Annotated in this window: 24 protein-coding genes; 2 read left to right on the top strand and 22 right to left on the bottom strand. The window is 40.4% G+C overall.

Annotated elements, in window-relative coordinates:
• Positions 1-202 precede the first annotated feature (202 nt).
• The 3 genes from MHI18_RS19475 to MHI18_RS19465 form a co-directional block, all read right to left on the bottom strand.
• Entirely contained in the window at positions 203-736 is a 534-nt protein-coding gene (locus MHI18_RS19475) for an AAA family ATPase (RefSeq protein ID WP_340849842.1), read from the bottom strand.
• A gap of 70 nt (positions 737-806) precedes the next feature.
• On the bottom strand, positions 807-1,550 hold the full coding sequence (locus MHI18_RS19470; RefSeq protein ID WP_340849840.1) for a class I SAM-dependent methyltransferase: 744 nt from the start codon (positions 1,548-1,550) through the stop codon (positions 807-809).
• Between the two features lie 293 nt (positions 1,551-1,843).
• A complete protein-coding gene (locus tag MHI18_RS19465) occupies positions 1,844-2,707 on the bottom strand; it encodes an aldose epimerase family protein (protein WP_340849837.1) in 864 nt (287 codons plus the stop codon).
• A 225-nt stretch (positions 2,708-2,932) separates the two neighbouring features.
• Here MHI18_RS19465 and MHI18_RS19460 point away from each other — a divergent pair, with 225 nt between their 5' ends.
• Positions 2,933-3,541, top strand: coding sequence for a trimeric intracellular cation channel family protein (locus MHI18_RS19460; protein WP_340849835.1), 609 nt, complete (start codon positions 2,933-2,935; stop codon positions 3,539-3,541).
• Between the two features lie 60 nt (positions 3,542-3,601).
• On the opposite strand, the gene MHI18_RS19455 is transcribed toward MHI18_RS19460, so the two are convergent.
• Entirely contained in the window at positions 3,602-3,844 is a 243-nt protein-coding gene (locus tag MHI18_RS19455) for a glutaredoxin family protein (protein ID WP_340849833.1), read from the bottom strand.
• 365 nt (positions 3,845-4,209) lie between these two features.
• On the opposite strand from MHI18_RS19455, the gene MHI18_RS19450 reads away from it, so the two are divergent.
• On the top strand, positions 4,210-4,845 hold the full coding sequence (locus tag MHI18_RS19450; RefSeq protein WP_340849831.1) for a glucosaminidase domain-containing protein: 636 nt from the start codon (positions 4,210-4,212) through the stop codon (positions 4,843-4,845).
• A gap of 96 nt (positions 4,846-4,941) precedes the next feature.
• Here MHI18_RS19450 and spoVK read toward each other — a convergent pair whose 3' ends face one another.
• The 18 genes from spoVK to MHI18_RS19360 form a co-directional block, all read right to left on the bottom strand.
• Positions 4,942-5,892, bottom strand: coding sequence for a stage V sporulation protein K (spoVK, locus tag MHI18_RS19445; RefSeq protein ID WP_340849829.1), 951 nt, complete (start codon positions 5,890-5,892; stop codon positions 4,942-4,944).
• A 290-nt stretch (positions 5,893-6,182) separates the two neighbouring features.
• Positions 6,183-6,416 carry an RNA chaperone Hfq gene (gene hfq / locus MHI18_RS19440; RefSeq protein ID WP_040373157.1) on the bottom strand — a complete coding sequence of 78 codons (234 nt, stop codon included), beginning with the start codon at positions 6,414-6,416 and terminating at the stop codon, positions 6,183-6,185.
• A 39-nt stretch (positions 6,417-6,455) separates the two neighbouring features.
• Positions 6,456-7,391 (bottom strand): tRNA (adenosine(37)-N6)-dimethylallyltransferase MiaA, encoded by a 936-nt coding sequence (gene miaA, locus MHI18_RS19435; protein WP_340849826.1) that lies wholly within the window; start codon positions 7,389-7,391, stop codon positions 6,456-6,458.
• A gap of 112 nt (positions 7,392-7,503) precedes the next feature.
• Positions 7,504-7,716, bottom strand: a complete 213-nt coding sequence (locus MHI18_RS19430) for a DUF3006 domain-containing protein (protein ID WP_340849823.1) — start codon at positions 7,714-7,716, stop codon at positions 7,504-7,506.
• A gap of 12 nt (positions 7,717-7,728) precedes the next feature.
• Positions 7,729-9,219: an MBL fold metallo-hydrolase gene (locus MHI18_RS19425; RefSeq protein ID WP_340849820.1), complete on the bottom strand. Its 1,491-nt coding sequence runs from the start codon at positions 9,217-9,219 to the stop codon at positions 7,729-7,731.
• A 312-nt stretch (positions 9,220-9,531) separates the two neighbouring features.
• On the bottom strand, positions 9,532-10,797 hold the full coding sequence (locus MHI18_RS19420) for an MFS transporter (RefSeq protein ID WP_340849818.1): 1,266 nt from the start codon (positions 10,795-10,797) through the stop codon (positions 9,532-9,534).
• Between the two features lie 21 nt (positions 10,798-10,818).
• Positions 10,819-12,003, bottom strand: a complete 1,185-nt coding sequence (locus MHI18_RS19415; protein WP_340849817.1) for a CaiB/BaiF CoA transferase family protein — start codon at positions 12,001-12,003, stop codon at positions 10,819-10,821.
• Positions 12,004-12,040: 37 nt separating this feature from the next.
• Positions 12,041-12,793, bottom strand: a complete 753-nt coding sequence (locus MHI18_RS19410; protein ID WP_340849815.1) for an SDR family NAD(P)-dependent oxidoreductase — start codon at positions 12,791-12,793, stop codon at positions 12,041-12,043.
• Positions 12,794-12,815: 22 nt separating this feature from the next.
• Positions 12,816-13,271, bottom strand: coding sequence for a MaoC/PaaZ C-terminal domain-containing protein (locus tag MHI18_RS19405; protein ID WP_340849814.1), 456 nt, complete (start codon positions 13,269-13,271; stop codon positions 12,816-12,818).
• A gap of 24 nt (positions 13,272-13,295) precedes the next feature.
• Entirely contained in the window at positions 13,296-14,261 is a 966-nt protein-coding gene (locus MHI18_RS19400) for an NAD(P)H-dependent flavin oxidoreductase (RefSeq protein WP_340849812.1), read from the bottom strand.
• 147 nt (positions 14,262-14,408) lie between these two features.
• The gene (locus tag MHI18_RS19395; RefSeq protein WP_340849811.1) at positions 14,409-15,686 is read right to left on the bottom strand and encodes an acetyl-CoA hydrolase/transferase family protein; all 1,278 of its coding nucleotides are present in this window, start codon (positions 15,684-15,686) and stop codon (positions 14,409-14,411) included.
• 23 nt (positions 15,687-15,709) lie between these two features.
• Positions 15,710-16,903, bottom strand: a complete 1,194-nt coding sequence (locus MHI18_RS19390) for a thiolase family protein (protein ID WP_340849809.1) — start codon at positions 16,901-16,903, stop codon at positions 15,710-15,712.
• A 21-nt stretch (positions 16,904-16,924) separates the two neighbouring features.
• Positions 16,925-18,097: an acyl-CoA dehydrogenase family protein gene (locus MHI18_RS19385; RefSeq protein ID WP_340849807.1), complete on the bottom strand. Its 1,173-nt coding sequence runs from the start codon at positions 18,095-18,097 to the stop codon at positions 16,925-16,927.
• A gap of 19 nt (positions 18,098-18,116) precedes the next feature.
• Positions 18,117-19,286, bottom strand: a complete 1,170-nt coding sequence (locus tag MHI18_RS19380) for an acyl-CoA dehydrogenase family protein (protein WP_340849805.1) — start codon at positions 19,284-19,286, stop codon at positions 18,117-18,119.
• Positions 19,287-19,325: 39 nt separating this feature from the next.
• Entirely contained in the window at positions 19,326-20,102 is a 777-nt protein-coding gene (locus MHI18_RS19375) for an enoyl-CoA hydratase/isomerase family protein (protein ID WP_340849803.1), read from the bottom strand.
• A 25-nt stretch (positions 20,103-20,127) separates the two neighbouring features.
• A complete protein-coding gene (locus MHI18_RS19370; protein ID WP_340849801.1) occupies positions 20,128-20,910 on the bottom strand; it encodes an enoyl-CoA hydratase/isomerase family protein in 783 nt (260 codons plus the stop codon).
• A 41-nt stretch (positions 20,911-20,951) separates the two neighbouring features.
• On the bottom strand, positions 20,952-22,142 hold the full coding sequence (locus MHI18_RS19365) for a CaiB/BaiF CoA transferase family protein (RefSeq protein WP_340849800.1): 1,191 nt from the start codon (positions 22,140-22,142) through the stop codon (positions 20,952-20,954).
• 111 nt (positions 22,143-22,253) lie between these two features.
• A complete protein-coding gene (locus tag MHI18_RS19360; RefSeq protein ID WP_340849798.1) occupies positions 22,254-23,033 on the bottom strand; it encodes an IclR family transcriptional regulator in 780 nt (259 codons plus the stop codon).
• Positions 23,034-23,187 lie beyond the last annotated feature (154 nt).

Genomic DNA, 23,187 nt, shown 5'->3' with positions numbered 1-23,187 from the left:
TGCGATTCATGCCTTAGAAACTTGAGTTTTCGCGTTAAGGTATATGACGCGGAGAGGGTACACTTAATATTCTGCCGAGGTTTATCATGGAACATCCGTGAATCATTCAATCCAAAAAAAAAAGCTGCCAGCGTATAACAGCTTTGTGAGCTTCGTTTGCATTCTCGAGGAATATATCATTAGTATTTTAACGAGGTAATTTTTAAAATAAATATTTGAAAGAAGGATTTTCTTTAATATTCTGAAAGATTTCATGTAAATTCGATCGCTTTAAGTACGTTGTATCGTAGAAGAAGTCTTTATCTAGTAGTTTACTTTCGAATTCATTCATTATTTCTAAACATCTTTCTCCCATTTGATCTTCTTTAATTCTCAAAGCATCTCTTCTCAACAGTTCATCGCTATCGACCCATAAAACAACATATATAATTTCTACATTTTGAACCTTAGCCTTCATTTTTTGAGAAAATGTTTCTACTTCTTCTGGGAAAGCAACATAATCAATGATTACGTTTTTATTTGCCTGCATAAAATTGATACTTAAATCAGCAATATTTTCCCAAACTAACGAAAGAGATTCTTCACTTTTCCAAGGTGGAAGGTATCCGCCGACAACCATATGATTGATTAAATCACCTTCAATATAAGCACTTTGATTAAACTGTTCTGCAAGACCCTTTGCAGTTGTAGATTTACCTACTCCTGGTGGACCAGAAATAATATAAATTTTATTCATTATTCCTCACACTTTCTATGTAAATACATGGTTTTTGAAGAAATCATCCGACCAGAAATCTTTTTCAAGTCTATTTTACACATTCAAACACCTGAAATGAACTTCCTTCTCCATATCCGTTAATAACCTCATGGAGAATAACTTCACCAAAGCCAATAGTTTTTAAAATAGTTTTAAATTCGCCAGGTTCATAAAGTCGAATTGGGAAATCCATTATTTCTGATTTTACTATTCGACCATCTTTCACTAATTGATAGTTTAAGTTTATATTTAACATTCTGCTAGCTTGGTCATAATTGACTTTCTTATATTCAATAATCTCGTTGTTATCAAGGTATCTTCTATTCGTTTCCATCCAATCAGGAATATCCTCAACTGTACCTGTATTTGTCATAACCGTTAAAAGGAATTTCCCGCCTTCTTTTAAAATAGTTTTCATGTTAATAAGGCTATCTTTCACAAATTCATCTGACAAGAGTGAAAAAGAACCAAATGGTATCATGATTAAATCGTACGTATTATCGCCTTTAAATTCTTCTATTTTCCCATAAAAAACGTTTGGTTTAAGGTTTAATTTTCGACCTTTTAATTTACACACTCGCAACATTTCTTCTGAAATGTCAAATCCCTCAATGTCTATTCCTTTTTCCATAAAAGGAATAAGCATTCTCCCGTTTCCACACATGGGCTCTAACACTTTCATCTTCTTATCTTGAACAAAAGATAGAAAAAACTCCAGTTCTTTTCCGTCTGCCATCGTTTTACTATTTTCGTATATCTGTGTGCAAAGTTCTCCATAATATTCATATGACATCATCATATTTTTTCTAATTCACCTCTAAATATTAGTTTATTAATCACCCATACTACACTTTCCAAAAAATCACTTTCGCTATTTTAATAGATTGCTCACTCCGAAAATCGAATAAAGAGCTTATTATAGCTGTTGATATTGAAATAGAACAACATTAGTTTTTGAATACTATTTCAGATGCAGCGTAGTTAGCAAACCAATTCTCATTCACACTCATGTCAGCCTGCAAAAAACCAATAAGCTCAGGTACCAATCTTTTAACAAAAGGTATGGTACCTGAACTTATTTTGTTTCTATCTAGCAGTAAATGTCATAAAGGTTTTCAGCTGTTCTCCCGGTCTTAGCATTACTAATTCTTCTTTCCGGTTTAATTCATTCGTATTGGCCATCCAAGGTTCAACACAAACAAAGTCCTGTCCTTCTTCAGTCCATAAATAGACTGGTTTAAATTCTTTCCCATATGTAATGGAAATGTTCAGTTGACGATCCGGCAGTTCAAATGCGATTTCTTTTTTCATTGCATCTAATAAGGCCAGCGATTCTTTCTTTCCTGTCAGATCTAAACCATCAGACACCTGTTTGATGACTAAATCATTATAGTCGAGGTAGGTTGCAGCGTCCGTGTCATAGGCTAGATTCTTATGAGTTGTTTTGAAATATGGATGAAAACCAGCATAAAACGGCATTTCATCTGCGGACGTATTGATATATTCCTGATGTATACTTAATGACTGATTCTTCAAGACATAGGTGAAAATGACTTCAAAATCAAACGGATACGATTTTTTCGTTTCTTCATTGCTTGTTAGGGATAACGTAATTGAAGCTGAGTCATCCGTACTTGTTTTAATCACCGTCCAAGCACTATTTCTTGCCAGACCATGATTTTTCATTTGATAAGTTTGACCATTCCACTCATATTCTCCGTTTGTCAATTGACCTGAAATCGGGAACAGAATTGGAATTCCGCCTCTGACATTGGCAGCTGAATCATAAAACGTCTCCTTATTAAGAAATAAGAGTTCTTCTCCGTTGACACCGAAGCCAATAATAATGCCGCCTCTTTCTGGGGCAACCTTCACCCAAGAAGAAGTCGTTGAATCGCTTAACTCATAAATGGTATAGTTCTCATCTCTATAGTGTTTCACATCATACATAGCGTTCCACCCTTTCCTATGAGCCTATCAAAGGACAGGCAGTCATTATTGAACATTTAATATGGTACTTTCTGCGTTTATTTCTCTATAAGCTTATCTCATAAGCCACTTCGAGACAAATGTGAAAATAATAATTTTTCATTACCTATTAAAGCGGCTTGACGCAAGCTAAATACATGCTAAAATCATACGGTAATCATTAATTGAATAATGAGGGAATTTAAGATGAGCTGGGAATTTTTAAGTATGATTGGAACCATTGCTTTTGCTATCAGCGGAGCAATTATTGCCATGGAAGAAGAATACGATATTCTTGGCATCTATATACTTGGAATCGTTACTGCATTTGGCGGGGGTGCGGTTCGAAATTTATTAATCGGTGTACCTGTTTCCGCTCTTTGGGATCAAAGCATCTACTTTACCATTGCCCTTATATCCATAACTGCTGTGATGATGTTTCCTGGAAATCTACTAAAGCATTGGAGCAAATGGGGAAACTTCACGGATGCGATAGGTCTTGCCGCCTTTGCGATACAAGGTGCCTTGTACGCGGCAGACATGAAACACCCGATGAGTGCAATTATCGTAGCTGCAGTTCTGACCGGAAGCGGCGGCGGAATAATTCGTGATATTCTTGCAGGACGGAAGCCGCTTGTACTAAAAGATGAAATATATGCAGTATGGGCCATTCTAGCCGGTCTAATCATCGGTATGGGTGCAGCTACGGAATCTTGGCACTTGTATTTATTATTTGTCGTCATAACAGCGCTGCGTGTTTTATCGTATACGTACAAATGGAAACTGCCTCAAAAAAGACTTAACCCTTTGCGTTAATGAATCTTTCCAATAGAAACAAAAAGGATAGGCAGCCTAGCTGCCTATCCTTTTTGTTTCTTATAGAGTGATTCTAGCAAAAGTTAGAATGGCTTGTGGATCAAATCCGAGAACCCAGTTTCCATTTACCTTAATTTGGGGTACACCCATTTGTCCTGTTTGTTCGACAAGACGCTGCGCTTCTGCATAATCCGCCTGAACGTTAATTTCCTGGAAGGGTAACCCTTGTTCAGTTAAGAATTTTTTTGCCTGAGTGCAATATGGACAGGTATCGGTTGTATATAAGAGAATTTCATTTTCCATCGTTTCTCCACCTTTACTTGTTTTTAAGTACCAAATTTTTTCTCGGTTTTATGTCTCATGACTTAAGATCGTGTCTGTGATGCCTTTTACCCCGACTCAAGGAAATCAGCTAGAAGTATGCCTAATCAGTTTATTCATGGTCTCGTTCTTTCGTGTCTATACTAAAAACACGTTCTGTGCTTCAGTTAAAAGGTATACTCAACTGTTCCTTATATCTTTATCTACCCCGTTTATTTGCTCTTCTAACTTCTTTCACTTTCTGTTAGTAACTACGCAGATACATTATACATGTCAGACACTTATTTCATATCATAATAGACCAAGCTATATGTTTGGTATCTTTTTGTTGTTAGGAGGAAACGAAAATGGATGCATCTGAACAAACAGCCTTCATAAAATTGCTTGGGGAACCTGTTCAAAAGGACTACACACGTACACATATACTTCCTAGTCTTGTTATTGCCCAAGGTATTCTTGAATCAGGCTGGGGAACCAGTGAGCTTACTAAAAGTTCAAATAATTTATTTGGCAGAAGAGGCACCTATAATGGCAAGTCTGTCCAAAGAATAGATACTGAAATTGGCAAGGAAGGCGAACGAAACGATGTAGTCGTTACGTATCGGAAATATCCCACTATCGCTGAATCGATTAAAGACCACATTGAAAGTTTACTAACTTCTGAGATTAAGGTGAATGGAAAGCCGGTGAAAAGGTACCAGAGGGTGATGGATGCAAAAACATATAAAGATGGTGCACTGGCATTGAAGGCGTCTGGATATGCTGCTGATATAGATTATCCACAAAAGTTAATCACTATTATCGAAAAATATAATCTGCACGAATGGGACAAGATAAAATTCATCAATCACACAGTTAAACACGGTGATACTGTATATAGATTAGCAAGTAAATATGGTACTACAGCAGCCCAAATTAAATCATGGAACCAATTAAATCAGAACTATACGATCTTTGTCGGTCAAAAATTACGAGTAAAATAATACCGCTTTCCATTACTTAAAGCCTTCATTTAACTGAGCAATGGACATCCATTGCTCAGTTTTAATACGTTTGCACTTCTCATGTATTATGCCTATTTAATGATCGTCATTTAACCCTAAATCCCTGCTCTTTAATGTAATTAAATCATTCCGTTCATACGAGCTATCTAGTAACAGCCTCATAGCTTGTGCGCGTATCGCTTTTTCAATAATATTTCTCACATACCGTCCATTTGAAAATGTAGTTTGTGTAGCTTTAATAAATCCTAAATGGTCTTTCAATTTAATTTTAGCATTTTGACTCAGAATGTATTCTCTTTCCTCTAACATCATATCGGCAATTTCCATTAGTTGATCGATTGTGTAATCTGGAAAACTGATAACGAGGGGAAATCTCGACTGAAGTCCTGGATTTAAAGTCAGGAAAAAGTCCATCTCCTTTGAGTACCCTGCAAGTATTAAAACAAATTCGTGCTGCTTATCTTCCATATGTTTAACAAGACTATCTATTGCTTCCTTTCCAAAATCTTTCTCGCCGCCTCTGCCTAACGAATAAGCTTCATCAATAAATAATATTCCACCCATTGCTTTCTTAATTAATTCCCTCGTTTTCTGTGCCGTGTGGCCTATATATTCCCCAACAAGATCAGCTCTCTCAGCCTCAATCAAATGTCCCTTTGGCAAAACGCCCATTTTCAGAAAAAGTTTACCGATTAACCTAGCCACAGTCGTTTTTCCTGTGCCTGGATTACCTTTGAACATCATATGTAAACCTTGTCTTTCCGCTTTAATATTTTTTTCTTCACGTTTTTTATTAATATAGATCCATGCATAAATTTCTTTGATGACCTTCTTCATGCTATCTAACCCAACTAATGCTGACAATTCATCTTCGATTTCCTTTAAGGCAACATGTTGTGAAGGGATCTTTCTCTCATATATATCGGGAAACAATATCTCATTATCTTTATCAGGTACATTTCGCTTTTCTCCATTTAAAACGACTTTAATTTGGCCGCTATTTGTTTTATGAATAGGACGATCCAACGTTTTCACCTCTCAACTTAAACACAAACTCTTCATTTATTTATATTCATTAATTCAGCAATCAGTATCTTTAATTAAACCAAAAATACTGAGACTGATTAAAAGACGCTCAAATCTTACGTAATCCACCGGTATTAAAAATCCACATAATCAGACAATACCCCCGTCTAAACGCCATCTCAACAAAATAACTGTCGTTTCCTGCGCTTTCCCAAGAAATAATCCGAATTTTGACCAAAATAAAAACGGGCAATGTATCATTACCCGTTTTACATATTCATAGTATTAATTTATTCTTTTACTTCAAAATCAATTTGAACGTTGCGCTGCGGCGCAAATGTGGAAATCGCATGTTTGAAAACTAATTGTTGTTTACCTTCGGATTCGAATAATACGGTGAAGTTATCAAATCCCTTAATTTGCCCACGGATTTGAAAACCGTTTAGTAAAAACACGGTAACATATGTACTTTCTTTACGTAATTGGTTTAAAAATTGATCTTGAATATTCACCGATTGTTTCATTTTGTATCCTCCTTTTTCTCTCTACTTGTATTAATTCGCTTAAAGTGAAAGCTTTCCTGCTATAAATTTAGATATTTCATCTCTTTTTTTCGAAAAATTTTCGGTCTCCGTCATATCAAACCAGTCAACAGCCATTTTATTCCTAAACCATGTTAGTTGTCTCTTGGCGTAACGGCGCGAATTCTGCTTAATCGATTCAACCGCTTCATTCTGCGAGATTTTCCCATCTAAATACTCATATAGTTCTTTGTACCCAATTGCTTGAATAGATTGGCAATCACGTAATCCGCGTTTATAAAAATACTCAACTTCAGTGAACAACCCTTGTTCTACCATGAGATTCACACGTTGATTAATTCGGTCATACAGTTTATCACGATCCATCGTTAATCCAATTAATGCTGTTTCATACTTCATTTCGTTCGGCTGGCTCAGCAGCTGTTGACTCATTGTCGAACCTGTACAATGGTAAATTTCCAGTGCACGAATCACACGTCGAACATTATTAGGATGTATTCGGTCTGCACTTTCTGGATCAATCGATCGCAATTTACTTATCACATGTTCTATTCCTTTTTCAGCGACTTCGTTTTCAAGTTGCTCGCGGTAAGCTGGGTCGGATTGCGCTTCTGAAAACTGATAATCATAGATGACAGACTGGATATATAATCCTGTTCCTCCAACGATTATTGGCAATTTTCCTCTTCTGTGTATGTCCGCAATGATTTGATTCGCTCTTTCCTGGAATTCTGCTGCGCTAAATGGTTCATTTGGTTCTTTAATATCAATTAAATGGTGAGTAATTTCCTGCATTTCGTTCGTTGAGATCTTCGCCGTACCAATATCCATTCCTTTATAGACTTGCATAGAATCTCCACTGATAATCTCACCATTGTAGAGTTTTGCTAAATCAATGCTAAGTTTCGTTTTCCCAACCGCTGTTGGACCAATAATAACAAGTAATTTCTCTTTCATTTGTGTCAACATTCTTCACTGCCTTCGCTTTTCAGAAACAGCCATACTTTTAATGGAAACAAACATCTAAACAGTATGGCTGTTTTCTTCCTAATTTATACCATTAATTGTATTAATCTTCCCAGACACTATCCATTAACTTTTTCACTTCTTTTTTTCGTTTATCGGTTTCATCTGAATCACGTTCCCAAATCCCATTATTCAGGATCACAACATCACTGACCCTTACACTATCTGCAATCAGTTTTCGCTTTACATCTCTTGTTTTGCCATCCACTTCTATGACGGCATACTCACCTTCAAAACGGTCAACAATGCCTTTCATATCAACACTTCCTTATTTAGGGGTAAACGCTGTACTTGCTTTTGCTGTTTGACCATTTGCCGTAACGGTAACGTCTCCTTTAACTGTATATCCAGCAGCAGCTCTCCCAATACGGAATGGAATGGATGCAATGCCATTGGTATCTGTCACACCATTGTAGGTAGTGTCCGTAGATTTAAAAGCAAGTTTTAAGCTGACATTCGCATTGGAGACTGGTTTACCATTTTCATCACTAACCTTAACTGTCACTGTAATGTTTTCATTTTGAGTCGGTGCTTGGTTATCAATACTTGCCGTTGCTTTGATTCCTGTTTTTGAGATCGAAGCCTCAGGCTTTTTTTCAGCAGGAGCTGGATTCGGTTTTGGAGTTGGCACAGGTGTTGTCTTGGCCGTATCCTTCTGTTCGTTTCCAACAAATGTCCACGGATTTTTATTTACACTAATCGTCTTTCCATTAGTAGTGAAAACGATTGTTCCATCTGTATCATTGCGATAAATCTTTGCTCCAGCATTTGTTACATTGCTCAATACGCCAGCCGTTGGATGGCCATAACTATTTTTTCCTACTTGAATAACTGCATATTCAGGTTGTACAGCTTGTAAAAAGGCTGTGCTCGTTGAATGATCACTGCCGTGATGACCCAAAAGAAGGACAGTAGATTTCAATTTTGCCCCTGATTGGATGAGATCTGCTTCAGTGTCAACACCGGCATCTCCCGTTAATAAAAAGGAGTGATTCCCATATTCGAGTCTGATTATCGCACTCATCTCATTATTATCAGGGTCAGAGGCTGCTAGAGGTCCAATCATTTTCGTTGAAATTGCACTGTCTAGTTCCAAATTAATTCCAGCTTTAGCCGTGGTAACTTTTAACCCCTTATTTTGGACAGCCCGGAGAACAGATTCAAAGGTTTGTGTATCTTTTTGAACCTTAGGCATATAAATTTTCCCAATATCAAATGCGTCAATCACAGCGTCAATTCCGCCTATGTGATCGGCATCAGGATGAGTGCCCACCAAAATATCAACTTTTTTCACACCTAGCTTATTCAAATAGCTGACCATTCTGTCTTCATCATCATTGTTCCCACCATCAATGACCATTACCGAACCTTCAGGCGTGATAATAATCTGGGCCGCACCTTGTCCGACATCAAGAAAATGAACTTCAAGTTTAGCTGATTCATCCGTTTCAGTTCCAACTTCTTCTTTATCTATTACCTTTTCAACCTTTTTTTCTATCTTAGGAGACTCCGTTTTTTCTTTGACTGTCTCCTTTTCACTTTGTTGTACATCCTGTTTCACTTCAGGAGAAGTAGTCGTCTCACTTGGCAGCATAGCCCCGCCGACAATAAACAATACCAGTGAAAACAGTGAGAAAAGGAAGCTTGCTTTTCTAGTCTTTAATTTCAGTAATTTAACATTTCCTTTGATAATTCCTAATACCCCTAAAAAGAACCCCATTAAAGCTGCGAGCACTAAGATGGTTGCGATTCCAGTCATGTTGTAATGTTCTCCTTTTAGTTAGTATGTCACCTTCATACTATCAGAAAGAAGGCCGTAATTCATCCGCTTAAATTTGTTTTTTTCTAGCTTTCTTTCAACTCATTCCCTAATTAAAGGTCTGATCCGTACTCTGGTGACCTGATTCCCGTCTGAGTTAAGGGATATTCCCTTCTCGGACCAGCTTATTCCCGTCTGAGAGGGCCGTATTCCCGTCAGCCCCCTTTAACATACCGGGTGGGGTATAGCGTTACGGGTTTCTTATGCTACACCAAAATAAAAAAGCTGCCCTTACATTCAGGGCAGTCTAGATCAAGCTGTATAATTAGTAGATGTCTTTTCAGATGGTTTCTGAGCTGCATTTGTAAAGGGATCATACATTTTTTCTTTAATAAATATAGCTGGAATAATCCCTGCTAGTGCATAGGCAATTCCGAGTGATGCCAGGCCGAAGCCAATCGACTTTGATTCCGCAATCACCCCGATAATCATGGGCGCCATCGCTGCTCCAATTCGGCCGATATTATATGCCCCGCCTACAGCCGTCCCACGTATGTTTGTCGGAAAGCTTTCACTCATATACGTTGAATTAACAGCATATGGCATCCCATACAGAAATCCAAGGATGGTGAGAAGTGCAATAATATTACCTGGTGTATTATACAGGTAGACGATTGGCAGACATAGTGCGGTAGCTAATCCTCCGATTATATACATGGTTTTACGTCCAAATTTATCGGCAAGCCAGCCTGTTATAATTTTACCTAAAATCATGGCGGAATAAGTTCCAATTAAATAACCAGTCATTTTCGTAAATGCAAATCCTAATTCACTGACAAGGTATGTAGGCAGCCAGCTGCCTAAGCCATAATAACCAAATTGAAGGAAAGTGGAAGTTAAAATCCAGAATAAAAAGATAGTTCTCGTCTTTGGATTCGTAAACAAAGCGGCCCATTCATTTTTATTAACTTTCGATGCTTTCCTTTTCTTTACTTCTTCTCTCCAGCCTTCAGGCTCTGGAAGATTATACCGTATATATAGGGCAAGAATGACAGGTACAACAGCTATAAAATATAACGGTCTCCATCCATAAACCGGCAAAATAGCTCCTGCAAGCAAAGCTGCAATTAAATAACCAACCGAGTATGCTGCCTGAAGTGTGCCAAGTATAGTGGTTCTTTTTTTGGTTGGAACATACTCAGCCATTAACATTGTACAGATACTATATTCTGCACCAATACCAATCGCTGAAATAAAGCGGATAACAATAAATTGTTCATACGTTTGGGCAAATCCTAGTGCGGCTGTTCCGATAGAAAAGAGGACCATCATCCAAGCGGCCATCTTGACTCTCCCGTAACGATCTGACAGCCACCCTCCCATGATTCCACCCAGCGCCATGCCCATTAAAGACCACGTACTAATGACTCCAGCTGCCGTTTTGGTGATATTGAATTCATCCATTAAAGCGGGCATTGTTAAGGACAACATCTGCAAATCCATTCCATCCACCATTAACCCAAGAAAACAAGAAACAAAAACAACAATCCAGGTTTTTTTTTCTTTAGCTTTTGCCATATAACCACCGCCTCTTTAAAATCAGATGATCTGCTTGTTTTTCAAACGTTGAATGTCTTCCGTTGAATAGCCTAGTTCACTTAGTACATCTTCCGTATGTTCACCGAGAAGCGGCGGGTAATACCGGACGCTTTGGGGCGTATCACCCATTTTCACGGGAAAACCGGGTACCTGAAGATTCTCAATGGTTGGATGTTGGATGGGAATCATCATTTCTCTAGCTTTTGTGTGTGGATGGTTGAGGATTTGATCGATCGTGTGAATCGGACCACAAGGAACCCCATGACTATCTAAAATCTTAAATAAGTCCTTACTTTCCCAAAAGATAAGTTTATCTGAGATCCGCTTGACCAATTCTACGCGGTGGGCAACTCGATCGACGTTTTTCTCAAAGCGAACATCATCTAGTAAGTCAGGCCAGTCTAAAGCCGTACAGCATTTTTTCCATAAACCATCATTGGCTACAGCTAAGATAATATCCATATCTTTTGCTCGAAAGGCCTGATACGGAACAAGTGAAGGGTGGGCAGAACCCATTTTCCCCGCAGGTTTCCCTGTGGCCATATACCCGGTTGCCATATGGTTCAGCAAAGTAATCTGACCATCCAGTAAGCTGACATCAATAAATTGACCTTTCCCTGTTTTCTGTGCTGCAAATAAGCCATTCATAATTCCGTATACAGCGAACATTCCAGTGGTTAAATCGACAATGGACATACCTGCTTTAACTGGTGGTCCTCCATCTTCACCCGTAATGCTCATCAATCCGCCAAATCCCTGCAGTAATAAATCATATCCTGCACGATTTTTTTCCGGTCCTGTTCTCCCAAATCCTGAGATCGAGCAAAAAATTAATCGTGGATTCATTTCCTTTAACTCTTCATAACCAAGACCAAGCTTTTCCATCGTACCTGTACGAAAGTTTTCTACTAAAATATCAGCATCTTGAACTAGTTTCATAATGATCGCTTTGCCTTCTGTACTTTTTAGATCAACAGTGATGCTGCGCTTATTTCGATTAGAGGAAAGATAATAACAACTCTCATCATTCCAGGAGGGAGGAGTAAACCGTCTCGATTCATCCCCGCTTCTTGGTTGTTCCACTTTGATTACATCTGCCCCCATATCACCTAGCATCATCGTACAAAAAGGACCCGCTAGTGTTCGTGATAAATCCAGCACTTTTACTCCGTCTAATGGCTGCATTCTTCACAACTCCCTCCTGTTTAGTCATAATTGACTCCTATATGTTTCTTGCTCCAAGGCTTTTTCCGCCATCAACATGAAGGATTTGTCCCGTTATGTACCGCGCTTCTTCAGAAACAAAAAACAAGGCTGTATTGGCAATATCCTTTGGTTGTCCAATCATTGGGGTAGGCTGTGCTTGAATTAGTCGTTCCTGGACATCTTTCCGTAAATTGCGTACCAGCGGTGTATCAATTAATCCTGGTGCAATACAGTTCACTGTCACATTAAACTTGGCAAACTCCAAAGCCAGCGCTCGGGTCAAGCTGACTAATCCTCCTTTTGAAGCAGAATAATTAGATTGTCCGACTTGTCCTAACCAGGCACGGGAAGAAATGTTTACAATCCGGCCATATTCCTGCTTCTTCATATGTCCAAGGACTGCTTTCGAACAGATCCAGGCTCCCTTTAGATTAATAGTAAGGACGAAATCAAAATCCTCTTCGGGCATCTTTAGAATTAAATTATCTCGGACCACACCTGTATTATTGATTAACCCATCAATCCGGCCATATTTCTCGATAATTTTGGCTACCATCCTCTCTACCTGCTCTGAATTCGTAATGTCTGCTTGTAGTCCGTCCGCTTGATAGCCCTTTTCTCGTAAAGCCTGTGCACCTTTTTCGGCTTTTTCTCCATCAATGTCGTTAATGATAACGATTGCACCGTTTGCTGCCAGCTCTTCTGCAATTCCTTCCCCAATTCCACTGCCTGACCCAGTGATGAGCATCACTCGATTTTTCACATTCATGATTTAGACTCCTCTCAGATTTCTATTCAACTAGCTTCTCAGGTTTTCGTTTCATCATGATTGTCATCGTTCCCTTTTGAACTACTTCATTTTTTTGATTAAGAAGTAACACTTCACGCACGATAATTCCTCTATCTGCTTTCGAAGTTTCGCGCTTTTCGATAATTTTCATTTCAAAATGAATCGTGTCTCCAATAAATAAGGGACCTGTGAACGTCCACTCAAGTCCTAAAAAAGCAATGACCGTCCCATCAAATACCCCTAAGCGCATAACGAGACCGCTAACCATAGACAATCCGAGCAGTCCGTGGGCAATACGTGTTCCGAAAATCGTTTCCTTAGCAAATTCTTCATCAGTATGCAGTGGATTATAGTCCCCAGACAAACCTGCAAATACAGTAACATCTGACTCAGTGACCGTCCGGCCTGGACTTGTAAATGCATCACCGATTGAAAAATCTTCAAAATAGTATGCCATCGTTTTCTCTCCTTCCCAAGTTTTCTAACTAACCACATAGCCATTAAGCTGACGTAACACCTCATGAGATTCTTCTATGATGCCAGTGATGACATCTTGAACACTTTCGCAGCTGTTTATCCGTCCGATGGCTTGTCCAATTGAGAGAATACCAATTTCTGAATTTCCAGTGCTAAGCATCTTTTGATAGGCCTCACCCCCAATATAGGGCATCAATTCGTTAATGCCTGCCCCTTTACGCTCAAGTTCAAGCACACTCTGTGCTGCGGCGTTGTTATACACCCGATTAGGCTTATTGATTGAGCGTTTAATAATGACAGTGTCACTTGTTCCTGCACGAAGCAATTTTGTTTTAATCGCTTCTGGAAGTGGACATTCCTTTGTCATGACAAAGCGTGTTCCCATTTGCACGGCTCCAGCTCCGAGCGCCAGCGCTGTTACTAGACCTTTCCCGTCCGTTAATCCTCCAGCCGCAATAACCGGGATCTTCACAGCTTCTACAACCTGAGGGACAAGACTTAGTGTAGAAACTTCTTCTATTCCTGGATGACCGCCGCATTCAAAACCGACAATAACTACGGCATCGCAGCCTAATTCCTCCGCTTTTTTAGCAAATTTCACAGAAGGCACCACATGAACAACAGTTATGCCAGCCTGTTTAAACCGTTCCATATATTGAACGGGTGAATAACCTGAAGTAAACACAATCCCCACTTCCGCATTGACCACCGCTTCGACAAATTCATCCATTGGCCGGCGGATTCCTAGTGCCAAATTCACCCCAAAGGGTTTCGTTGTCTTTTTTCGCACCTGTTCGATATCTTGATGCAATTCTTTATTCGATGCATACGACCCAGCTGTTAGCAGACCTAGCCCTCCTGCTTCTGAAACAGCTGAAACAAGAGGCTCAATCCCTAGTCCCTGCAGTCCTCCTTGAATAATCGGATACTCAATGGCCAACAACTCGGTAACGGTTGTTTTGAACATCATGATCAGCTTCTTTCCTATTCATACTTTCCATTAAACATGCCAACGATCTCGAGACTTTTCCTTATACGTAAAGCGTTCATTCGAGAGAATTAAACTGCATAACGAGATTTGGGATAAAGGATTGGATTAAAGCTCTCTCATTCATGACTATCCAAGCTGCTCTATACTCACCCTCAATTGTTCGCGAAAATCGGGATGCGCAATTAATAGTAATGCTTGTGCACGTTCTTTTAGCGACTTACCGAATAGTTCTGCTGCGCCATACTCGGTTACGATATAATCAATTTCGGACTTTAACGAAGTGACAAAGGGTATTTCCGCCTTAATGCGTGATTCAGTCCCATTCTTAGCTGTAGACGGGAGAGCAATTATGGCCTTTCCTCCCTTCGATAAACGGGCACCATGGATAAAGTCCATTTGTCCGCCCACGCCTGCCACGGGATACTTTCCAACCTGCTCAGCGTTTACCTGACCAAATAGATCAACTTCAAGAGCAGAATTGATGCTATGAAAGCGACTCAATTTTGAAATCACTGCTGGGTTGTGGGTATAATCGCTTGAATGCAGTTCAATAGCATCATTTCGATTCGCATAACGGTACAATTCCTCTGTACCTGTCAGTGTCGTACACACTGTAATATGGCGGTTAATTTCCTTTGCTTCATTGGTAATGACCCCTTGCTCAATTAACTCAATGACTGGATCGGTAATCGATCCTGAATGAATACCGATCCCCTTTTTTCCGTGAAGAGCTTGAAGAATACTGTCAGAAACACTGCCGACTCCAACTTGGATTACTGAATAGTCTGGGACAAGGGACGCAACATGTATGCCGATGGCTCGTTCTACCTCTGTCGGTTCTTTGCGCTTGATTTCAAGCATTGGCCGTGTTGATGGGACAACATAATCAATATTTGAGAGATGGACAAGCGTGTTTCCTTCACTCCACGGCATCTGGTTGTTAACCTCCGCAATAATGCATACCGCATGCTTGATTAATGATTGAACAACATCTACTGAGATGCCTAGGTTGCAAAATCCATGCTCATCAGGCGGCGAAACCTGGATTAGCGCCACATCGATTTGATTTTCACCAATCCAGCGAGGAATTTCTGATAAATTAATCGGAATATAATCGCAATCACCTGTTGAGTAGCTTGCCTTGAATAATGGTGTTGATAAAAAGGTTCGAATTTTAAAGGAAAGAAGATGATCACTTCCTGCATATAAACAGGCACTGCCGATTGGCATATTATAAAGATACACATCTTCTAAACGGCCACTTTGACGGACCAATTCTTCAACTAATGTCTGCGGCTCATTACAAAAAGGCGCAATAAATACCTTTTGGCGTGACTGAATCAACGCAATCGCATCGCTGGCCGACTTTTTCTTTGTTTGGTACATATCCACGAATTTATTCATCTCCAAGCTTCTAAAGCAAGCTATTAAACTTGCAGATTTTCAACAATCGTTGTAATTCCAAGACCGCCGCCAATACAGAATGTAGCCAAACCGTATCTTTCGCCTCTGCGTTCCAATTCATGAAGCAGCTTCGTCATTAATACCGCACCCGACCCGCCGATTGGATGGCCTAGAGCAATGGCACCTCCATTAACGTTGACTCGATTCAAGTCAAGACCGAGCTCCTTAATGACTGCGAGAGATTGTGCGGCAAACGCTTCATTCAACTCAATCAACGAAATATCTTCAAGTGTTAACCCAGCCTGCTTTAAGGCTTTTCTCGTTGCAGGTGCAGGACCGATTCCCATGATTTCTGGGGAGACACCCGCAACAGCTTGGGCAATGACTTTAGCCTTTGGTTTCAAATCAAACTTTTGGGCTGCTTCGTCTGTCATTAATAACACAGCGCCTGCTCCGTCATTTCGACCGCTTGTATTTCCCGCTGTGACCGTACCATTTTCCTTGAATACTGGTTTCAACTTTCGTAATGTTTCCATATTTGTTTCCCTTGGATGTTCATCTTTATCGAATATAAAGGAGTGTTTTCGCTGCTTCACTTCATAAGGAACGATTTGTGAATTAAACCGCCCTGCTTCTATTGCATCTTGTGCCAATACTTGACTCCGTAAAGCAAATTCATCTTGCTCTTCCCGTGATATCTGATACTTTTCAGCCAAATTTTCCGCCGTTATTCCCATCGTAAGATTTCCATATATTTCGATTGGCTGGGCCCGAGGCTGACTTTCCGTATTAGAATCAAGAATCTCGGTATTGCCTACACCAAATCCGTATCGTCCATTCCGGATATAAAACGGCGCACCGCTCATGCTTTCTGCTCCCCCAGCAATGACAATCTCTGATAGCCCGCACATAATTTGCTGTGCACCATTATGAATTGCTTGTAATCCAGAACCGCATTGGCGATGAACCGTATATCCGGTTACTTCGATAGGTAATCCAGCTCTAAGTAAGGCGAGACGAGCTAAGTTCGGAGCATCTGTACTTTGCTTTGCCTGCCCCATTATCACTTCGTCAATATCTTTTTTTGCCACACCTGTTCGATTGATCACTTCTTCTATCACCTTTGCTGCTAAGAAATCAACATCCACATTCCTTAGACTACCGCCTATCCTGCCGACAGCTGTGCGAACTGAATCAACTATTAGTACATTTTTCATTCCCTTCACCCTCTCAGACTATTAATAGGATCGTGGCAGCTTGAGCACATGCTCAGCGACATAGGACAAAATAAGATTCGTGGAAATAGGCGCTACTTGATATAATCTAGTTTCTCTAAACTTTCGCTCGACATCATATTCCTCCGCAAATCCAAAGCCGCCGTGTGTCTGTAAGCAGGCATTTGCCGCTTCCCAAGAAGCATCCGCTGCTAGCAGTTTACTCATATTAGCTTCTGCTCCACAGCTTTTTCCTGAATCAAATAAGGCGGCTGCTTGAAAGCGCATTAAATCAGCTGCTTCAAGATTAATATGTGAACGAGCAATGGGGAACTGAATGCCTTGGTTTTGTCCGATTGGACGATTGAATACTACTCGATCCTTCGCATAATTCGCTGCGCGTTCGATAAACCAGCGGCCATCGCCAATGCATTCAGCGGCAATTAAGATCCGTTCGGCATTCATTCCGTCAAGAATGTAGGAGAAGCCTTTGCCTTCTTCACCAATTAAATTCTCAACCGGAACCTCCAGATTTTCGATAAATAATTCCGTTGTCGCATGATTCATCATTGTTTTAATCGGTTTAATCGTCAGCCCATTGCCGACCGCTTCATTTAAATCTACTAATAGAACGGAAATGCCCTGTGTCTTTTTTTCAACCTGTTCAAGAGGTGTTGTCCGCACAAGGAGAATCATCAAATCCGAATATTCAGTTCTTGATATGAATACTTTTTGACCATTTACAATGTACTTATCCCCCTTCTTGACTGCCACCGTTTTTAACTTCGTTGTATCGGTACCTGTATTCGGTTCGGTTACGCCAAAGGCTTGAAGTCTTAACGTCCCATCAGCAATCTTCGGAAGATATTTTTCCTTTTGTTCCTTTGAACCATGCCGCAGCAGTGTTCCCATCGTATACATTTGTGCATGACATGCACCGGCATTTCCACCCGATCGATTTACTTCCTCGAGTATAATTGAGGCCTCAGTAATCCCAAGACCAGATCCGCCGTATTCCTCAGGAATCAGTGCTGCAAGGAAACCGGCCTTTGTGAGTGCATGAACGAATTCTTCTGGGTAAGCATGATTTGCATCCAGCTCTCGCCAATAGGCGTCCGGGAATTTTTGACAGACAGAACGCACACTTTGTCTAAGCTCTTGGTGAAAGGTATTTTTTTCTTCAACTAGTTGAGCCATCGATATTTCCTCCTCATTTTTAGGCATTCACAGAATGACTGGCAGCGTATTGTTTCATTAACTGACCGGCAATAATATTTTTTTGAATTTCGGATGTTCCTTCATAAATTTTCGTAATTCGGGCATCACGGTAATACCTCTCAATTGGGTATTCTTTGATATATCCAAGTCCGCCATGGATCTGAACAGCCTTATCCGCAATCCGGTTATATATTTCTGAACCCAGCAGTTTAATCATTGCTGCTTCCTTGATCACATTCATCCCTTCGTCCACCATCCATGCAACTCGATAGGTCATAGACCGAAGCGCTTCAATATCAAGTGCCATTTCCGCAAGGTAGTGCTGAATGATTTGCTGTTCAACAATTGGCTTACCAAATTGGACACGTTCATGGGCGTATTTCAGCGAAAGTTCCAGCAGCTTTTGGCTGGATCCTAGATTTCTAGCTGCCAGTCCAGCACGACCATTTGCCAGGATTTTTAGTGCATTAACGTACCCTTGTCCTTCAACTCCGAGAACATTTACAACCGGAACCTCACAATCTTCGAAAAAAACCTCCGATGAATGAGAACCACGCAATCCCATTTTTTCCTCTGTTTTCCCAATAATCAGTCCCTTGGTGCCTTTTTCAACAATAAAAGAGGTAATCCCTTTAGCTCCCTTTGTCTGATCCGTAATCGCCATAACCGTAAATACATCTGCGATTGGGGCATTGGTTATATAATGTTTAGAACCATTTATGATATATTTATCGCCTTTTTTGACAGCTGTCGTTTTTAAAGCGGTTGCATTTGATCCGGCACTTGGCTCAGTTAAGGCAAAAGCTCCCGTCCATTCTCCCGTTGCCATACGAGGAAGGTATTTCTGCTTTTGAGCTTCTGTTCCCATTTCCACAATGCCCACCGAGCCAATACCCGTATGACAGCCGATGACCGTTGTATAGCCATTATGTGTCCGGCCGATTTCCTCATACATCACACATTTACCGACCATGCCAATCCCAAGCCCGCCATATTCTTCTGGAATACTTAGACCAAACAAACCAATTTCCTTACTCATTTTCATAATGTGTTCAGGAATGTCATCTTCCCGCTCAATTTGATCTCCTAAAGGATCAACCGTGTGATCAATAAAATGGCGGATATTTTTTCTCATCTCTTCCAACTCGGCATCTACCTTAAAATCCATTCCACTCATTTCCCTTCGTAATAAATTTATTGTCTATCCTTAAGAAGTAAACGCCGGATCTCGTTTTTCAAAAAATGCGTTGACTCCTTCGGTAAAGTCAGCTGATTCGAAGCATAAACCTTGTGCTAAACCTTCTAATGCAAACAGCTCTTGAAGACTTCCATCTATCCCACGGTTAACCAGTTTTTTTGTTAGTCCCATGGCCATGCCTGGTCCTGCAGCAAGCTTTTCAGCCATTTCATATGCATCCGTAAGCAACTGCTTATGCTCACTCACTTTATTAACTAACCCCATTTGCTTTGCCTGATCAGCCGTTATTCTTTCACCAAAAAGCATCATTTCTAATGACCGCTGACGGCCAACCAATCGCGGCAGTAAATAAGCGGAACCTAAATCTGGGACTAAGCCAACCTTTATAAAGCTTTGGACGAAAAAAGCGGAATCTGATGCAAGAATCACATCACATGCAAGGGCAATACTCGTCCCAGCCCCAGCTGCAGCTCCATTAACGGCGGCTATCACTGGCTTTTCTAAACTCATAATGGACTCAATCAACCTATGTCCAATTTGAAGCCTTTTCCTTCCCGCCTCAGAGGTCACATTTTGTAATGTACGAAGATCTCCTCCAGCTGAAAAAGCCTTTCCTTCACCAGTTAGAATCACAACTTTCACGGATTCGTCAGCAGCCATTCCCGTAAACAAGTCTATTAATTCTTCACGCATCTCCATCACTAGTGCATTTCTAATGTCGGGCCGATTCAGTTTAACAAGGCATATTCCATTTTTAGTGCTGACTTTTACCTGGCTATAGGTCAATACATCTCCTCCTCTATTGATTGCCTTATTTTCCAACAAAACGGGGGTCGCGTTTTTCTACAAATGCCTTTACCCCTTCGATGCGATCCTCGGTATCAATACAGACATTATAATGAATCAACTCTTGCTTCCTTGCTTCAAGTGTCGGCATCCCATACAATTCATTTGCCGAAGCCTTACAGCTCTGCACAGCAAGCGGGGCATTAGCGGCTATACTTTCGGCAAGCTCGAGTGCTTGCTGTTGAAGGTTTTCTGACCTGGTTAGTCGATTCAACAATCCGGCTCGATTGGCGGATTCTGCAGTGACAAAACAACCTGTACAGAGCCATTCTTTTGCTACATGCAAGCCAATTCGTTTTGACAACAATCTCGAACCGCCTCCTCCGGGCATAATGCCGCGTGTGACCTCAGGTAAACCAAATGTGGCTGTTTTCGCGGCCACAATAAAATCACAGTTCAACACCAGTTCAAATCCGCCAGCAAGGGCATATCCATCTACGACTGCGATAGTAGGTTGTTTGAGGTCAGCTAATTGATCGAACATTTCTTCAAACAGCGTATGCTGGGTCCTCCACTCATCTTCCTTTAATTGATTCCGTTCTTTCAAATCAGCCCCTGAGCAAAATGCTTTTGAATTAGATGATGACAGCAGGACCACTCGGGCATCACTTTTGGCTATCTGCCGGCAAATCTCCAAAAGTTCTTTTGCCATTTCTGTATGAAATGCATTTCTAGCTTCTGGCCGATCGAGGACAATTTCAGCAATTTTTCCGTCTATTCCTGTTCGTGAAAAATGAACAAATGACATGTATATGACCACCTTTTTAATAAATTGAAATTTCAGATATTTTAGGTTAATTTTTTCCCTATCACGCCATCCTCACGGAATTTCTCAATGCTTTCGGAAGAGTATTTAAAGCGGGCAAGAATCTCTTCCGTATGCTCACCCAACTGTGGTGAAGGTGCATAAAGCTCACCAGGCGTCGTCGAAAACTTTATTGGAAAACCAAGTTGTTTAATCCTTCCTGCTACAGGATGATTCATTTCAATCAGCATTTCTCGTTCAAGCAATTGTGGGTCAGAGAACGCTTCATCAAGATCATAAACAGGCCCCACGCAAGTATCTTCATATTGAAGTAGATTTAACCACTCGGCCTGACTTCTTGACATGAATAGATTGGACACTTCTTCTCGTAATTGATCCTGACTCTGTTCATCTCCATTTTGTAACGCAATCCAAACTGGTTTATCAACCAATTGACAAATATTTTTCCAAAATTTCTCTTCTAGTGCCCCCACTGAAAGATATTTCCCATCGCTGGTTTCATAGACATCATAACAGGCATATTTACCTGATAATCGTGTATTCCCGCGTGCAGGTACCTCTCCAGAAGCAAAATACTCGGATGCAGAAGCATACAACCAGGAAACCGAACCGTCCATCATTGATACATCAACATATTGCCCTTTGCCCGTCCGTTCTTTATGAAACAAAGCCATCATAATACCAGAAAGGGCCATCAAAGCCCCTCCGCCAATATCGGAAATTTGAACGCCAGGAACAACTGGCTTGCCCCCTTTTTCACCAATCATTCCCAAAATCCCGCTATAGCCGATATAATTCATATCATGTCCTGGCAAATGACGGTAGGGACCAGTTTGTCCATAGCCCGTTAATGAACAGTACACGATACCCGGATTAATTTCTGCAATTTCCTGATAGGAGATCCCTAATCGCTCCATTACCCCTGGTCGAAAGCTTTCAAGAATGACATCCGCTTTTTCTGCCATTCTTTTAAAAATAGACTGGCCTTCCTTTTTCTTTAAATTTAGTGTGACACTTTTTTTGTTTCGATTAATCGTCAAATGCCTTGAACCTATTCCCTCAATTGCTGGTTTCCCCCAGCGGATATAATCGCCAAGCTCAGGCTCTTCAATTTTTATTACTTCTGCCCCGTAATCGGCTAACAGTAACGAACAGTAAGGTCCAGGCAGCAGCCGGGATAAATCAAGTACCGTTATTCCAGTTAAAGCTCCCATACTTCTCCTCCGATCTAAATTGTATACGCTTACATAAAACAAAAAAGAATTCACAATCCTCCCTTTCACTTTCTCCAAAGCTTGACGGCGGCTGTAAATTCTTAGGTGTAATTAAATAGTTATCTTTCTAGTAATCTCGTGTGCAACGTTCTTGGTTATTATCCCTTTTTCCAACAGTTCCGCTTTCTCAAACTGTGCAATTGAACCGACAAGGGCTATCGCCATCTCTACTTGGTTTGCTCCATTGAATATTGGGGCGGCAATTCCAAATATCCCTTTAATAAATTCCCCGTATGTTATGTAATAGCCATCATTCCGGACTTTCTCAAAGTCTTCCTCAAACAATTCATTATCTTGCTGGTTAGAGGACTTTACACCGATTCCTCTTTTTAAATAACCATCCCGCTCTTCTTTATCCATGTATGCGAGAAAACACATGCCATACGAACCGTCGATAATCGAAAAATGTCGTCCGATGGAAACATGTACACCATAATCCTCCCCTTCGACTTTTAAGACAAAGGTCAGCTTTTCCTTTCCCACGCGATTAACAAGAACTGAAGTTAACCCCGTTTCTTTAGTTAAGCTTTCTAGATACGGTTTCACAATAGACAGATAATCCAAGTGCTCTTTGGCTCTTTCACCTAGCACAACTAAATAAGGCCCAAGCGTATATCTCTTTTTATCCTTTTCATACCGGACAATAGCCGATTCTTCAAGATACTGCAAGATTCGAAAGCAAGTGGCAGGGCTGAGCGACAAGGCATTCGCAATTTCAGTCAACGTACTTTCCTTAAAACGCTTGCGGCTCAGCAGTCTTAAGATTGCGAAGGCGTTTTCAACTGCAGGGACCGAATATTTGCGTTTTTCATGTTTTTTTTCTCCCATCATTCCCTTTCACCACCTTGCAGATTATTTTATATATAAAAATTAATTTCGTCAATAAAAAAACTGATTATTTAAAAAATATACTCTACCTGACTTTACAGTAACTTAATACCAGCCTTACAATATTCTATTTTCTTTTGGGTACACTAACCATATA

Origin of the sequence: Peribacillus sp. FSL H8-0477, from assembly GCF_038002765.1 — a bacterium.
In the GTDB taxonomy this organism is placed as follows: domain Bacteria; phylum Bacillota; class Bacilli; order Bacillales; family DSM-1321; genus Peribacillus.
This window is presented reverse-complemented; position numbering and strand designations above follow the sequence as displayed.

Excerpts from the sequence above, each read along its gene's own strand:
- MHI18_RS19475 (WP_340849842.1), bottom strand. The coding sequence starts at position 736 with ATGAATAAAATTTATATTATTTCTGGTCCACCAGGAGTAGGTAAATCT.
- MHI18_RS19470 (WP_340849840.1), bottom strand. The coding sequence starts at position 1,550 with ATGTCATATGAATATTATGGAGAACTTTGCACACAGATATACGAAAAT.
- MHI18_RS19465 (WP_340849837.1), bottom strand. The coding sequence starts at position 2,707 with ATGTATGATGTGAAACACTATAGAGATGAGAACTATACCATTTATGAG.
- MHI18_RS19460 (WP_340849835.1), top strand. The coding sequence starts at position 2,933 with ATGAGCTGGGAATTTTTAAGTATGATTGGAACCATTGCTTTTGCTATC.
- MHI18_RS19455 (WP_340849833.1), bottom strand. The coding sequence starts at position 3,844 with ATGGAAAATGAAATTCTCTTATATACAACCGATACCTGTCCATATTGC.
- MHI18_RS19450 (WP_340849831.1), top strand. The coding sequence starts at position 4,210 with ATGGATGCATCTGAACAAACAGCCTTCATAAAATTGCTTGGGGAACCT.
- hfq (WP_040373157.1), bottom strand. The coding sequence starts at position 6,416 with ATGAAACAATCGGTGAATATTCAAGATCAATTTTTAAACCAATTACGT.
- miaA (WP_340849826.1), bottom strand. The coding sequence starts at position 7,391 with ATGAAAGAGAAATTACTTGTTATTATTGGTCCAACAGCGGTTGGGAAA.
- MHI18_RS19430 (WP_340849823.1), bottom strand. The coding sequence starts at position 7,716 with ATGAAAGGCATTGTTGACCGTTTTGAAGGTGAGTATGCCGTCATAGAA.
- MHI18_RS19425 (WP_340849820.1), bottom strand. The coding sequence starts at position 9,219 with ATGACTGGAATCGCAACCATCTTAGTGCTCGCAGCTTTAATGGGGTTC.
- MHI18_RS19420 (WP_340849818.1), bottom strand. The coding sequence starts at position 10,797 with ATGGCAAAAGCTAAAGAAAAAAAAACCTGGATTGTTGTTTTTGTTTCT.
- MHI18_RS19415 (WP_340849817.1), bottom strand. The coding sequence starts at position 12,003 with ATGCAGCCATTAGACGGAGTAAAAGTGCTGGATTTATCACGAACACTA.
- MHI18_RS19410 (WP_340849815.1), bottom strand. The coding sequence starts at position 12,793 with ATGAATGTGAAAAATCGAGTGATGCTCATCACTGGGTCAGGCAGTGGA.
- MHI18_RS19405 (WP_340849814.1), bottom strand. The coding sequence starts at position 13,271 with ATGGCATACTATTTTGAAGATTTTTCAATCGGTGATGCATTTACAAGT.
- MHI18_RS19400 (WP_340849812.1), bottom strand. The coding sequence starts at position 14,261 with ATGATGTTCAAAACAACCGTTACCGAGTTGTTGGCCATTGAGTATCCG.
- MHI18_RS19395 (WP_340849811.1), bottom strand. The coding sequence starts at position 15,686 with ATGAATAAATTCGTGGATATGTACCAAACAAAGAAAAAGTCGGCCAGC.
- MHI18_RS19390 (WP_340849809.1), bottom strand. The coding sequence starts at position 16,903 with ATGAAAAATGTACTAATAGTTGATTCAGTTCGCACAGCTGTCGGCAGG.
- MHI18_RS19385 (WP_340849807.1), bottom strand. The coding sequence starts at position 18,097 with ATGGCTCAACTAGTTGAAGAAAAAAATACCTTTCACCAAGAGCTTAGA.
- MHI18_RS19380 (WP_340849805.1), bottom strand. The coding sequence starts at position 19,286 with ATGGATTTTAAGGTAGATGCCGAGTTGGAAGAGATGAGAAAAAATATC.
- MHI18_RS19370 (WP_340849801.1), bottom strand. The coding sequence starts at position 20,910 with ATGTCATTTGTTCATTTTTCACGAACAGGAATAGACGGAAAAATTGCT.
- MHI18_RS19365 (WP_340849800.1), bottom strand. The coding sequence starts at position 22,142 with ATGGGAGCTTTAACTGGAATAACGGTACTTGATTTATCCCGGCTGCTG.
- MHI18_RS19360 (WP_340849798.1), bottom strand. The coding sequence starts at position 23,033 with ATGATGGGAGAAAAAAAACATGAAAAACGCAAATATTCGGTCCCTGCA.